Source organism: Kitasatospora sp. NPDC030952 (assembly GCF_055571335.1).
This window is the reverse complement of record NZ_JBVIFM010000001.1, coordinates 295460-308716: the sequence shown is the minus strand read 5'-3', so window position 1 is coordinate 308716 and position 13257 is coordinate 295460. Positions and strand designations below refer to the sequence as shown.

The following is a 13257-nucleotide window of genomic DNA, read 5'->3' as shown; positions in this document are numbered from 1 at the left end:
TGGCGCCTTGGAATCCGGATAATGATCTGTGGGTCTGGCGAGGTTCGGAAGGACGCGGACGGTATATGGACACGGTGGACAGACAGCTCATCCAGGCGCTCCGGGAGAACGGCCGTGCGTCCTACGCCGAGTTGGGCCGGCTGGTCGGACTCTCCGGCCCGAGCGTCACGGACCGCATCAACCGCCTGGAGCAGGCCGGTGTGATCACCGGCTACCGCGCGACGGTCAACCCGGCCTCGCTCGGCTTCGGCGTCACGGCCCTGATCGGCCTTCAGCTCACCGACGCGGCCGACCACGAGGACGTCGCGTTCCGGCTGAAGGACCTCAACGAGGTCGAGGACTGCTGGTTCATCGCGGGTGACGACTCCTACATGCTCAAGGTCCGGGTGGCCGATGTGGCCGGCCTGGAGTCGGTGGTGAAGCGGATCTCGGGCACGAAGGGTGTAGCCCGTACCCGCACCACCGTCGTACTCTCCACCAAGTGGGAGAACCGGGTGAGCGAACTCCCGTTCGTAGGAGAGTGACGAGATGGCACTGGTCGGTCTGGAGGAGCTGCGCGCGGCCCGGCAGCGGATCGCGGGAGTGGTCGTGCGCACCCCGCTGGTCCCCGCCCCCTGGGCGTCCGAGGGCGAGCGGCGGCTCTGGCTGAAGCCGGAGAACCTCCAGCCGACCGGGGCCTTCAAGACCCGCGGCGCGTACAACCGGTTGGCCGCGCTCACCGCGGACGAGCGCGCCCGCGGCGTGGTCGCCCAGTCCAGCGGCAACCACGCGCAGGCGGTCGCCTACGCGGCCCAGCTGCTGGGCATCAAGGCCGTGATCGTGATGCCGGACACCTCGCCGGCGGTGAAGGTGGAGGCCACCCGCTCGTTCGGCGCCGAGGTGATCCTCGTCCCGCCGGGGGAGCGGGACGCCCTGCCGGGCGAGCTGGCCGAGAGGCACGGCTTCGTCTGGGTGCCGCCGTATGACGATCCGTTCATCATCGCGGGCCAGGGCACCGTCGGCCTGGAGATCGCCGAGGACGCCCCGGCCGGGCTGGACACCGTCCTGGTGCCGGTCAGCGGCGGCGGCCTGATCAGCGGGACGGCGGCCGCGCTCAAGCTCACCCGCCCGGAGGTCCGGGTGATCGGCGTGGAGCCGGAGCTGGCCGCCGACGCGCAGGAGAGTCTGCGGTCCGGGCGCCGGGTGGAGTGGCCGGTCGCCGACACCTACCGGACGATCGCGGACGGGCTGCGCACCCCCTCGGTCGGCGCGCTGCCGTACGAGCACCTCACCACCTACGTGGACGACATCGTCACCGTCACCGAGGACGAGATCCGCGCCACCGTCGCCCTGCTGGCCCGTCGCGGGCGGCTGGTCGCCGAGCCCTCCGGCGCGGTCGCCCCGGCCGCCTACTTCCACCGCGCCGCCGAGACCGGTGGCCGCACGGTGGCCGCCGTGGTCAGCGGCGGCAACATCGACCCGGTCCTGCTCGCGGAGCTCCTGTCTGCATAGGCGTAGGCTCCTTCCGGCAAGGATTCGAATGTCGGAGGAGGCGGGTCACCGCATGGACGCAGGGCTCAAGCGCGAGCTGGAGGCGAAGGTCTACGCGGGTGAGCGGCTGACCCGCGAGGACGGGATCGCGCTCTACGAGAGCGACGACCTGGCCTGGCTGGGCGGGCTGGCCCACCACGTGCGGACGCGGAAGAACGGCGACGTCGTCCACTTCAACGTCAACCGCCACCTCAACATGACCAATGTGTGCAGCGCGTCCTGCGCGTACTGCTCGTTCCAGCGCAAGCCGGGCGAGAAGGACGCCTACACGATGCGCATCGAGGAGGCCGTCCGCCTGGCCAAGGCGATGGAGAGCGAGTCCCTCACCGAGCTGCACATCGTCAACGGCCTGCACCCCACCCTGCCGTGGCGCTACTACCCGCGCTCGCTGCGGGAGCTGAAGGCCGCGCTGCCGAACGTCTCGCTGAAGGCCTTCACCGCCACCGAGATCCACTGGTTCGAGAAGATCAGCGGCCTGTCCGCCGACGAGATCCTGGACGAGCTGATCGACGCCGGCCTGGAGTCGCTGACCGGCGGCGGCGCGGAGATCTTCGACTGGGAGGTCCGACAGCACATCGTCGACCACGACACCCACTGGGAGGACTGGTCGCGGATCCACCGCCTGGCGCACGCCAAGGGCCTCAAGACGCCCTGCACCATGCTGTACGGCCACATCGAGGAGCCCCGCCACCGGGTCGACCACGTGCTGCGGCTGCGCGAGCTCCAGGACGAGACCGGCGGCTTCCAGGTCTTCATCCCGCTGCGCTACCAGCACGACTTCCACGACTCCAAGGACGGCGTCGTGCGCAACAAGCTGATGGCCCGTACCGAGATGGCCACCGGCGCCGAGGCACTGAAGACCTTCGCGGTCTCCCGGCTGCTCTTCGACAACGTCCCGCACGTCAAGGTCTTCTGGGTGATGCACGGCGTCACCACCGCCCAGCTGGCGCTCAGCCACGGCGCGGACGACATGGACGGCTCGGTGGTCGAGTACAAGATCACCCACGACGCGGACAACTTCGGCACCCCGAACAAGCTGGGCCGCGAGGACCTGCTCGGCCTGATCCGGGACGCCGGCTTCCGCCCGATGGAGCGCAACACCCGCTACGAGGTCATCCGCGAGTACGACGGCCCGGACCTGACGCGCCGCGAGACCCCGCAGGCGATGCGCCTCTGACCTGCGAACTTCCCGCCGCCCGGACCGCCCCGCGATCCGGGCGGCGGCGTCTTCACGGCTCCCGCACGTGACCCGGGTTTACCAACGGGTAGGGCGTTTGGCAGGATCGACGGCATGTCCGGTTCCCATCGCGCCACCGAGTACCCGCCGTACGAGCCGATGCAAGAGCCGGTGTACGGGGTGCCGCAGCAGTCGCACGAGGCGCCGTACAACGCGTACGAGCCCTACCCGCAGCCCGTCCCGCAGGACGGCTACGGCGAGTACCGGCAGCCGGCCGACGGCTACTACGAGGCGTACGACCAGCCGTTCCAGCCGTACGGGGCCGAGCCGGCCCAGGCCTACCAGGACCGGACCCACCAACAGCCGGTGTACGGGCAGCCGGTGTACGGGCAGCCCGTGTACGAGCAGGCGGTGTACGAGCAGCCGGTGTACGAGGAGCTCGCCCCGGTCGTCCCGCTCGCCTCCGTGACCCCCGCCGCGGCCCCCGCGCCGGGCGGCCGGGCCGCCGCCCGGGGGCACCGGCGCAAGGCGAAGCAGAAGCGCCACGGCAAGGCCGTGATGGCCGGCACCGCGCTGCTGGTCGCGGCCGCCGCCGGCTGGTACACCGTCGGCCAGGACGGCGCCAAGTCCGTCGCGGCCGCCGCCGACGGCCCCGGGCCGGAGGGCGTCAGCAAGCCCGACCACCCCGCGCCGCCCGCCCCCGCCGCCGTCCAGGCCGCCGCCGACCGGCAGTCCGCGGCCCCGGCGGCCGGCCGCGGCGAGACCCGCCCGGACGGCTCGCTGGCCGCGATACCCGGCCTCGGCGCCGCCTTCACCGCGAAGATCCCCGCCACCACCAACCAGGTCGTGGTCGCCACCGGCCAGGGCAAGGACACCGACAAGAACAACGTCACCCTGTGGACCCGCACCCCCGAGGGCCGCTGGCTGGCCGGTGAGACCTGGCAGGGCCACAACGGCAAGAACGGCTGGACCACCGACCACAACGAGGGCGACCTGCGCAGCCCGATCGGCGTCTTCGACCTCACCGACGCGGGCGGCCGCAACGCCAACCCCGGCAGCAAGCTCCCGTACGACAAGGACGCGAGCTTCGTGGTCTCCGGGACGGGCTTCTTCGGCGACCAGCTGGCCGGCTCCTTCGACTACGTGGTCGCGATCAACTACAACCGGGTCGCCGGCAGCTCCCCGCTCGACATGCGCCGCCCGATGGGCAGCAAGAAGGGCGGCGGCATCTGGCTGCACGTCGACCACGACGGCCCGACCCACGGCTGCGTGTCGATACCCGAGGACAAGATGGCCCAGCTGATCCGCACCCTGGACCCGGCGGCCCACCCGGTGATCGTGATGGGCGACGCCGCCTCGCTGGCAGCCTGACCTCGGCGTACGACCGGACCCAGGCGCCCCAAGGGCCTTGTGGAGCCCCTACAGATCACCGGTGCGGATCCTGTAGCCGGTCATGCCCGACTGACCAGCGGGTAACCCGGTTCCATGGCAGCATGAGCGGTTCGCGCATTGTGGCACTCGGGCACTACCAGCCCCCCAAGGTCCTCTCGAACGACGACCTGGCGGCACTCGTCGACACCGATGACGAGTGGATCCGCAGTCGGGTGGGCATCCGCACCCGGCACATCGCCGAGGGCGAGACCCTGGTCGACCTCGCCACCGAGGCCGCCCAGAAGGCCCTGGCCAACAGCGGCCGGACGGCGGCGGAGATCGACCTGGTCGTGGTCGCCACCTGCACCGCGATCGAGCGCAGCCCCAACACCGCCGCCGCGGTGGCCGCCCGGCTGGGCGTCCCCTCGCCCGCCGCGTACGACATCAACACGGTCTGCTCCGGCTTCTCGTACGCGCTGGCCACCGCCGACCACGCGATCCGGGCCGGCGCGGCACGGCGGGCCCTGGTGATCGGCGCCGAGCGGATGTCCGACACCCTCGACTGGACCGACCGCTCCACCTGCGTGATCTTCGGCGACGGTGCGGGCGCCGCGGTGGTCGAGGCCCAGGAGGAGGGTGCCGAGCCGGGCATCGGCCCGGTGGTCTGGGGCTCCGAGCCGGAACGGGGCGACGCCGTGGTGATCACCGGCTGGGACCCGGTGATCAGCCAGCAGGGCCAGTCGGTGTTCCGCTGGGCCACCACCCAGCTCGCCCCGCTGGCCCGGCAGGCCTGCGAGCGCGCCGGGATCGACCCGGCCGAGCTGAAGGGCTTCGTCCCGCACCAGGCCAATCTGCGGATCATCGACGCGATCGCCGCCAAGCTGGGTCTGGGCGACGCCGTGGTGGCCCGGGACGTGGTCGACTCCGGCAACACCTCGGCCGCCTCGATCCCGCTCGCCTTCTCCAAGCTGGTCGAGCGCGGCCAGCTCTCCCCGGGCGACCCGGTCCTGCTCTTCGGCTTCGGCGGCGGCCTGGCCTACGCCGGCCAGGTCGTCCGCTGCCCCTGACCCGCCCGCCCCGAGCCGAAGCAACCCGCCCCGAGCTGAAGGGCCCCGCCCCGAGCCGAAGGGGCGCGCCGGCGCCGAAAGGGAGAGCGCGAGGGAGCGACGGAGGAGCGAGGGAGTGCCGACCGTCGGCGCCGGGTCCGAGCGCCCCGGAGGCGAGTGGGCGAGTATGACGAAGGAGCGAGGAAGTGCCGACCGTCGGCGCCGGGTCGGAGCGCCCCGGAGGCGAGTGGGCGAGTATGACGAAGGAGCGAGGAAGTGCCGACCGTCGGCGCCGGGTCGGAGCGCCCCGGAGGCGAGCGGGCGAGTAACAGCCGGTGGGCGGGCACCCTGTGTGAGGGGTGCCCGCCCACCGGCATGTCTGGCGCGCGTGCGGTACGTCGGCGGACCTCCCCCGAGGACACGGCCGCCGTCCGTCGTTCCCCGGACAGGAGGCCGGGGCTGCGCGCGGAGCGGATGGTGGATCGTACGGATGGTCCTACTTGGGCGCCTTCTTGCCGGTGACGCCCAGGTACACCAGGGGAGCGAGGTTGGGCTTGAGGTCCTTGACCTTGACGCCCCAGGAGGTGAAGGCCTTCTGGTGCTCGGCCGCCGAGGCGAGCAGCGAGACCAGGGCCCCGGCGACGGCGTTCGGGTCGAGCGACTTGTCGGCCTGACCCTTCGCCTGGAGTTCCTTGACGGCCTCCGCGAGTGGCTTGGCGACCGAGTTGAGGACGGTCATGCGGATCTTGAAGAACCGCTTGTCCCCTTCCGCGGCACCGAGCGTGACCACTCGGAGAATGGCGTCGTTCTTGCGCCAGAAGGCGAGGAATCCGTCGACCAGTTCTTCCGAAGTGGTCGGTCCGGACTTCCCTGCCCAGGACTTTCCGGCCACCAGCTCTTTGAGGGTGTCGGAGTCCTTGGCCATTTCCTCGGCGATTTCGAGGACTGCGCCCTCGACATCCGGGAAGTACTGGTAGAAGGTCGCGGGGGAGGTACCCGCCATACGGGCGACGTCGATGACCTTGACGTCCCGATAGGGCGACGTGCTGAGCATCTCGCGGAGGCAGTCGAGCAGCTTCTGCCGCGTCTCCTGTCCGCGTCGCCCGGCGACGCGACCGTCGACGGTGCGAACTTGTCCTGTCATGCCGTCAGCTTACCGTGGCACGATCTTGGCGCGATTCGGTGATGCGACTATTACTCCGCACGGGGGGTTGGTATAGGGGTCCGAAGCACTTCGGACGGATATTCACCGGGCCCCGAAGGCGCTGTTGAAGCCCCCCCGTGTGCTTTTGACCCCAGAGCGTGACGGCGAGTCCGCTGAGGGGTGATCGAGTGACAGAGCGTGACCGAACGTACCGGCCGTCACCTCGACGGTCCGGGGGCCGGGACGCAAGCCGCGGCCGGAGCTGGCGTCAGAATCCGGCCGTTCCGTCATGGCTGACCGACGGACCGGCGGCCCGGGGCGGCGGCGTCTCCCGGTGGGGGAGGTTGGAGATGCGCCGGGCGGCATTGGAGAATCGGGTCCGGCACCACGCGGCGGGTGCCGGACAACGGGGAGGTGGCTGCGGAGTGGACCAGCTGACGGCGCACGATCCGAGGCGGATCGGGCCCTTCGAGGTGCTGGGGCGGCTCGGCGCGGGTGGGATGGGGCTGGTCTACCTGGCGCGCTCCGCCTCCGGGCGCCGGGTGGCCATCAAGACCGTCCGGGGGGAGCTGGCCGAGGACGAGCTGTTCCGGGTCCGGTTCGCCCGCGAGATCGCGGCGGCCAAGACGGTCGGCGGCTTCTACACCGCGGCCGTGGTGGACGCCGACGCCGACGCCCGGGTGCCCTGGCTGGCCACCGCGTACATCCCGGCGCCCTCGCTGGAGGACCTGGTCGAGGAGTGCGGTCCGCTGCCGGTGGACGCCACCCGCTGGCTGGTGGCCGGCATCGCCGAGGCGCTGCAGTCCATCCACGCGGCGGGGCTGGTCCACCGCGACCTCAAGCCCTCCAACGTCCTGGTGGTCGAGGACGGCCCCAAGGTGATCGACTTCGGCATCGCGGCCGGGGTCTCCAGCACCCGGCTGACCATGACCAACGTCGCGGTCGGCACCCCCGCCTACATGTCCCCGGAACAGGCCCGGGACAGCCGTACCGTCCGGGGCGCCAGCGACGTCTTCTCGCTCGGCTCGCTGATGGTCTTCTGTGCCACCGGGCACCCGCCGTTCCGCGGCTCCAACCCGGTGGAGACGGTGTTCCAGCTGCTGCGCGAGGAGCCGGACCTCACCGGCATGGCGCCCGAGCTGATGGACCTGGTCCGGGCCTGCATGCAGCAGGCGCCCGAGCGCCGGCCCACTCCCGCGCAGATCCAGGCCGAGCTGGCCCCGCACCTGTTCTCCCGGGACGACGCCGGCGGCGAGGTCGGTGACTGGCTGCCCGGCCACGCGCTGGAGCTGATCGAGCGCAAGCGCGGCCGCCGTCCGAGCGCGCCCCGCCCGTACGCCGGCCCGGTCGAGCCGCCGCAGCCGGCACAGCCCCAGGGCCCGCCGCCGCAGCCGCAGGTGCTGCCGCAGCCCCCCGGCGCGGACGACCCGCGCACCTACCCGGGGGCCGGGCACGCGCCGCCCACCGGGCCGGTGCACGCCGGCTCGCGCCCCGGGGGCCCGGACGACGGGATCCCGACGGCGAAGATCCCCTCCAAGAACAAGCACCGCGCGCCCACCGGTGCGGTGGCCGTCGAGGTGCAGCTCTCCGGTGCCTCGGTGCGGATAGGCCCGGGGCCCCGGGCCGAGCACGAGCAGCCCGGCCCGGGCACCGCCCCGGCCACCACCGACTGGGTCCGCCGGGCGGCCCCGACCCCGCCGCCGACCCCGGCCCCGACGTCCTCCCCGGCCCCGGCCGCCCGCTGGCGCCCCTGGCGGTTCCGGATGTCCAACGACGTCTGGGGCACCCCGGTGGTCGCCGACGGAACGCTCTTCGTCTCCAGCTTCGAGGTGCACGCGCTGGACGTCGCCTCCGGCGAGCGCCGTTACAAGACCCGGGACGTCGCCTGGGCGCTCGCCGTGGACGCCGGCCGGATGCACGCCGCGGACGGCCCCCACCTCTACACCGTGGACGTCGCGGACGGCACCGAGCGCTGGCGCACCTCGCTGGACGGCTGGGTGTACTCGCTCTCCGCCGCCGACGGCGTGCTCTGCTGCGGTGTGCGCGGCGGCGGCGTCCAGCTGCGCGCGGCCGCCACCGGCGCCGAGCTGTGGCGCGCCGACGACGCCCAGCAGGACTACGAGAACCCCCAGTCCGGCCCGGTCCTGGTCGGCGGCTCGGCCTACTACTACGGCGCCGGACGGCTGCGCTGCGTGGACCCGCGCGGCGCCGGCCTGCGCTGGTCCTTCCAGGTCGGCGAGGACGTCCCCTCGCACCCGGTCGAGCGCGGCGGCGTGCTGTACGTGACGGCCGGCACCCGGGTGTACGCGCTGGACGCGGCCAGCGGGGCGGAGCGCTGGCGCTTCGACGCCCCGGTGGTGCTGTTCACCCCGCCGGCGCTGGACGGCGACGCGGTCTACGTGGCCGACTACCTGGGCACCGTCTACGCGCTGGACGCGGCCACCGGCCTGGACCGCTGGCGCGGGGCCACCGGCGGCCGCCAGGGCGCCGAGCCGGTGGTGGTCGGGGACGGCATGGTGCTGGTGGGCAGCGGCGAGGTGCTGTACGCCTTCGAGGCGGCGACCGGCCGGGAGCGCTGGCGCTACCCGGCGCGCGGCGAGATCGTCGGCTCCCCGGCGGTGGCCGACGGCCTGGTGCACCTGGGCAGTCGGGACCACTCGCTGCACACCCTGGACCTGGCGACCGGTCAGCTGCGCTGGGAGCTCGGCACCAAGGGCGAGCTCACCGGCTCCCCGGTGGCGGTCGGCGGGCGGGTCTTCGTCGGCTCCAAGGACCGCTGCGTGTACGCGCTGGACGCCTACTACGGCACGGCGGTGCCCGCCCGCTGAGCGGGGCGGACACCGCCGGGAGGCGTCAGCTCAGGCCTTGCGGGCCCCGGGGTGGCGGCTGCACCAGCCCTCCCACGCGGAGGAGACCATGTCCGCCACGTCGTGGGAGGCGCTCCAGCCCAGCTCGCGGTGGATCAGGTCGGCGGCGGCCACCACCCGGGCCGGGTCGCCGGGGCGGCGGGGGGTCACGTCGGCGGTCGTGTCGTAGCCGGTGACCTTGCCGATGACGTCGATCATCTCCTTGACGCTGACGCCCTCGCCGCGGCCGATGTTGAGCACCAGCGAGGTCTCGCCGGCCGGGTCGGCGGCCAGCCGCTTGGCGGCGGCCACGTGGGCCGAGGCGATGTCGGAGACGTGGATGTAGTCGCGGACGCAGCTGCCGTCCGGGGTCGCGTAGTCGTCGCCGAAGACCCGCGGGGCCTCGCCGGCGGTCAGCCGCTCGAAGACCATCGGGATCAGGTTGAACACCCCGGTGTCGGAGAGCTCGGGCGAGGCGGCGCCGGCCACGTTGAAGTAGCGCAGGGCGACCGTGGACATCCCGTGGGCCTTGCCGGCCGCGGCGACCAGCCACTCGCCGGCCAGCTTGGTCTCGCCGTACGGGCTCATCGGGGCGCAGGGGGTGGACTCGGTGACCAGGTCGACGTCCGGCATGCCGTAGACGGCGGCGGAGGACGAGAACAGGAAGCGCTTGACGCCGCCCTCGGCCGCGGCCTCCAGGACCGTCTGCAGGCCGATCATGTTCTCCCGGTAGTACAGGAACGGCTGCTCGACCGACTCGCCGACCTGCTTCTTGGCGGCGAAGTGCAGGATGCCCTCGATGCCGTGCTCGCGGATCGCGGCGTCCAGGACGGCGCGGTCCAGGGTGGAGCCCTCGATCAGCGGGACGCCGGCCGGCACCCGGGAGGCGTCGCCGGTGCTGAGGTCGTCCAGGATGGCGACGCGCTCACCGGCGTCGAGCAGCTGGCGGACGACGTGCCCGCCGATGTATCCGGCACCGCCGGTGATCAACCAAGTCATGCGGCAATCCTAGGGCGTGTCTGACAATTCCCGCCGGGCGCGCGACCCCGGGGCACGCGCCTCGCCGCGTTGTCGTCGGTCGCCGATGCTCCGCATGGACTCCCTCCTCCGCCTTGCGATGCACGCACCCCGACGCCGCGCGCTGATCCGACGCGAATTGTCAGACACGCCCGGCGTTCGATTTCGGGGGCCAGGCGCGGCGAGTCGCGCCAGCGAAACGGACAAATCGGTGAAATGCTGACAAAGATTCCCGTGCTCTCATGCCCGCGCCTTCGGCGTGGTGACGAATCGGAGGCAGCCAGGTGAGCCGAACGAAGGAACACAACCGCCCGCTGCCGGCCGGCCCCCGGCCGACCGGCCCCAGGGCGGCGCAGCGGCGGTTCTTCGTGCCGGGCGCGGTCGCGGCGGCGACGGCGCTCGCGCTGGCGCTGGCCGGATGCAGCAGCTCGCCCTCCTCTTCCTCCGCCGCGGCCTCCTCGCCGTCCGGCTCCTCCGCCGGCACCAAGCAGGCCTCCGCCGCCCCCGGCGCCCAGCCGGGCGGGGCGAACCAGCTCCAGGACGCGTACCAGAAGGTGATCGCCGACGTGCTGCCCTCGGTGGTCCAGATCACCACCGGCGACAGCCTCGGCTCCGGGATCGTCTACGACGACAAGGGCGACATCGTCACCAACGCCCACGTGGTCGGCACCGCGACCACCTTCACCGTCACGCTGGCCAACTCCACCAAGTCGTTGGACGCCGCCCTGGTCGCCAGCTACCCGGACTCCGACCTCGCGGTGATCAAGCTCGGCAGCCCGCCGAGCGGCCTCAAGCCGGCCGCCTTCGGCGACTCCGGCAAGGTCCAGCTCGGTCAGATCACCCTCGCCATGGGCAGTCCGCTCGGGCTCTCCAGCAGTGTCACCCAGGGCATCGTCTCGGCCACCGGGCGGACCGTCTCCGAGCCCCGCGGTGGCGGCTCGCCGGGCGCCACCATCGGCAACATGGTGCAGACCTCGGCCGCGATCAACCCGGGCAACAGCGGCGGCGCGCTGGTCAACCTGGACAGCCAGGTGATCGGCATCAACACCCTCGCCGCGACCGAGCCGCAGACCAACGGCGCGGCCGCCCCCGGCATCGGCTTCGCCATCCCGGCGTCCACCATCACCAGCATCACCGACCAGCTGATCAAGCAGGGCAAGGTCACCAACTCCGGCCGGGCCGCGCTCGGCATCACCGCCCGGACCAGCTTCAACCAGCAGTTCCAGCCGGCCGGCGCGGTCATCGTGGCGGTCAGCCAGGGCGGCCCGGCCGCCTCGGCGGGGCTCCAGGCCGGTGACGTCATCACCAAGATCGGCGACACCGCGGTCGACTCGCTGAACGCGCTGACCACCGCGCTCGCCTCGCTCACCCCGGGCAGCAAGGTCACCGTCACCTACACCAGGGACGGCACCAGCAAGACCGCCGACGTCACCCTCGGCACGCTGGAGAGCGGCTCCTAGGCCCTGTCCGGCCGGACAGGGCCCAGCCCCTCCCGGGAGCCCCGGTGCGCCGGCCGGCCCGTACACCGCGCAAGGGTTCCGCGGGGCGGCCGCCGCACCGGACCGGCGCCGGGTGCTCGTTCGCTGCCTCGACGAGGACCCGGCGCCCTTTCGCGTTCGCGGGGGAGGTCGGCGTCAGCGCCGGGCGGCGCGGGTGCGCCAGGGCAGCTCGACGGTGACGGTGGTCGGGCCGCCCGCCGGGCTCTCCACCAGGAACACCCCGTCCACCGCCCGGATCCGCTCGGCCAGTCCGCCCAGCCCGCTACCCGGGTAGGGGGCGGCCCCGCCCTTGCCGTCGTCCTGGACCAGCACCATCAGCTGGTTGTCCGAGCGCCAGACGTCGACCGAGGCGGTGCCGGCGCCCGCGTGCTTGGAGACGTTGGTCAGCAGCTCGCTGACGGTGAAGTAGGCGATGCCCTCGACCGCCGAGTCCGGGCGCTCCGGCTCGCCGTCCGGCCCGGCCAGGTCGACGTTCACCTTGACCCCGCCCGGGACGGTGCAGCGGGCCGCGACCGCGGACAGCGCCGCGTCCAGGCCGCGGTCGGTGAGCACCGCCGGGTGGATGCCGCGGGCCAGGTCGCGCAGCTCCTGGAGGGCCAGCTTCACCTCGCCGTGCGCGTTGTCGACCATCCGGGTGGCGGCCGCCATGTCCTCCTGGCTCTCCACCTCGCGCAGCCGCTCCTTGGCCATGCCGAGGTCCATCGCCAGCGCCACCAGCCGGGCCTGGGCGCCGTCGTGCAGGTCGCGTTCGATCCGGCGCAGGTCGGCGGCGGCGGTGTCGACCACGGTGCCGCGGTCGTCCTCCAGCTCGCGCACCCGTTCGGCCAGCGCGCCGGGGAAGAGCAGTGACTCGATCAGGATCCGGTCGACCGCGGCCATCGCCCGCACCACCACGGGCAGTACCGGCCACAGCGCGATCACCGAGACCAGGGCGAGGGTGAAGCTCAGGATGCCCCAGGGCAGCATCAGCACGTTGTAGAGCGCCGAGCGCCAGTTCAGCAGGTCGGTGAGGTGGGCGATGGTGTAGCCGACCATGCCTGGGCGGCGCGGCGTCACCGGCTCCGGCTCGTGGATCCGGGAGCCGTACGCCGTGCGGGCCCGGCTGCGGCCCAGCGCGCCCAGGGCGCGGGAGCCGGACAGGCCGGCGGCCAGCACCGGCAGGCCGATCACCGTCACCGACAGGCCCAGGCCGACCGACAGCGCGGTGACCGACAGCACGAAGCCGGCGATGCCCAGCGGGAGGTTCAGCATCAGGTGTCCGACCTGGCGCCACATCCGCGCGCCGTACAGCGGCGGGCGCTCCATCCGAGCGTCCTGCTCCTTGATGGCGTCGACGGCGCGGCGGTGCAGCTTCATCGGATGATCCGTCCCCTCGTTCGAGCTGGCGGGACCCAGCATCCCGAACCGGGGTGGTGGTGTGCCATGGGGGTGATACATCTTCCCGGCCGGGGGTTATCCCCACCCCCGGCCGGGCCCGCGGGGTTCGTTCAGGTGTCCACCGGACGTCTTGCGGAGCGGGCGGGTTTCGGGGGGAGTCGAGCCGTCCCCTTAGACTCACGCATTGGCCATGGTTAAGACCGTGTGAGCAAACGCCGTGGAACCGACCCGAGGGCGGGCCGCGGCCGAG

Annotated in this window: 10 protein-coding genes; 7 read left to right on the top strand and 3 right to left on the bottom strand. The window is 72.8% G+C overall.

What is annotated here, in order from left to right; translation table 11 throughout:
* Positions 1–65: 65 nt before the first annotated feature.
* The 5 genes from ACZ47G_RS01460 (at position 66) to ACZ47G_RS01440 (ending at position 5145) form a co-directional block, all read left to right on the top strand.
* Entirely contained in the window at positions 66–524 is a 459-nt protein-coding gene (locus ACZ47G_RS01460) for an Lrp/AsnC family transcriptional regulator (RefSeq protein ID WP_380460425.1), read from the top strand.
* Between the two features lie 4 nt (positions 525–528).
* The gene (locus ACZ47G_RS01455; protein ID WP_465739408.1) at positions 529–1491 is read left to right on the top strand and encodes a threonine ammonia-lyase; all 963 of its coding nucleotides are present in this window, start codon (positions 529–531) and stop codon (positions 1489–1491) included.
* 52 nt (positions 1492–1543) lie between these two features.
* Positions 1544–2707: an aminofutalosine synthase MqnE gene (gene mqnE / locus ACZ47G_RS01450; RefSeq protein ID WP_188305625.1), complete on the top strand. Its 1164-nt coding sequence runs from the start codon at positions 1544–1546 to the stop codon at positions 2705–2707.
* 114 nt (positions 2708–2821) lie between these two features.
* The gene (locus ACZ47G_RS01445) at positions 2822–4078 is read left to right on the top strand and encodes a L,D-transpeptidase family protein (RefSeq protein ID WP_465739407.1); all 1257 of its coding nucleotides are present in this window, start codon (positions 2822–2824) and stop codon (positions 4076–4078) included.
* Between the two features lie 122 nt (positions 4079–4200).
* On the top strand, positions 4201–5145 hold the full coding sequence (locus ACZ47G_RS01440) for a beta-ketoacyl-ACP synthase III (protein WP_465739406.1): 945 nt from the start codon (positions 4201–4203) through the stop codon (positions 5143–5145).
* A gap of 475 nt (positions 5146–5620) precedes the next feature.
* Here ACZ47G_RS01440 and ACZ47G_RS01435 read toward each other — a convergent pair whose 3' ends face one another.
* Entirely contained in the window at positions 5621–6268 is a 648-nt protein-coding gene (locus tag ACZ47G_RS01435; RefSeq protein ID WP_188307623.1) for a TetR family transcriptional regulator, read from the bottom strand.
* 425 nt (positions 6269–6693) lie between these two features.
* Between ACZ47G_RS01435 and ACZ47G_RS01430 the strand changes: the two genes are divergently transcribed.
* A complete protein-coding gene (locus ACZ47G_RS01430; protein ID WP_465739405.1) occupies positions 6694–9096 on the top strand; it encodes an outer membrane protein assembly factor BamB family protein in 2403 nt (800 codons plus the stop codon).
* Between the two features lie 30 nt (positions 9097–9126).
* Here the strand turns inward: ACZ47G_RS01430 and galE are convergent, their stop codons facing one another.
* Positions 9127–10113 (bottom strand): UDP-glucose 4-epimerase GalE, encoded by a 987-nt coding sequence (gene galE / locus ACZ47G_RS01425; protein ID WP_465739404.1) that lies wholly within the window; start codon positions 10111–10113, stop codon positions 9127–9129.
* Between the two features lie 386 nt (positions 10114–10499).
* Here galE and ACZ47G_RS01420 point away from each other — a divergent pair, with 386 nt between their 5' ends.
* The gene (locus tag ACZ47G_RS01420; RefSeq protein ID WP_465740011.1) at positions 10500–11591 is read left to right on the top strand and encodes a S1C family serine protease; all 1092 of its coding nucleotides are present in this window, start codon (positions 10500–10502) and stop codon (positions 11589–11591) included.
* Between the two features lie 174 nt (positions 11592–11765).
* Here ACZ47G_RS01420 and ACZ47G_RS01415 read toward each other — a convergent pair whose 3' ends face one another.
* On the bottom strand, positions 11766–12986 hold the full coding sequence (locus ACZ47G_RS01415) for a sensor histidine kinase (protein WP_465739403.1): 1221 nt from the start codon (positions 12984–12986) through the stop codon (positions 11766–11768).
* Positions 12987–13257 lie beyond the last annotated feature (271 nt).

Bases quoted from the DNA above. Each gene is read 5' to 3' on its own strand.
- ACZ47G_RS01460 (WP_380460425.1), top strand. From the start codon at position 66: ATGGACACGGTGGACAGACAGCTCATCCAGGCGCTCCGGGAGAACGGC.
- ACZ47G_RS01455 (WP_465739408.1), top strand. From the start codon at position 529: ATGGCACTGGTCGGTCTGGAGGAGCTGCGCGCGGCCCGGCAGCGGATC.
- mqnE (WP_188305625.1), top strand. From the start codon at position 1,544: ATGGACGCAGGGCTCAAGCGCGAGCTGGAGGCGAAGGTCTACGCGGGT.
- ACZ47G_RS01445 (WP_465739407.1), top strand. From the start codon at position 2,822: ATGTCCGGTTCCCATCGCGCCACCGAGTACCCGCCGTACGAGCCGATG.
- ACZ47G_RS01440 (WP_465739406.1), top strand. From the start codon at position 4,201: ATGAGCGGTTCGCGCATTGTGGCACTCGGGCACTACCAGCCCCCCAAG.
- ACZ47G_RS01435 (WP_188307623.1), bottom strand. From the start codon at position 6,268: ATGACAGGACAAGTTCGCACCGTCGACGGTCGCGTCGCCGGGCGACGC.
- galE (WP_465739404.1), bottom strand. From the start codon at position 10,113: ATGACTTGGTTGATCACCGGCGGTGCCGGATACATCGGCGGGCACGTC.
- ACZ47G_RS01415 (WP_465739403.1), bottom strand. From the start codon at position 12,986: ATGAAGCTGCACCGCCGCGCCGTCGACGCCATCAAGGAGCAGGACGCT.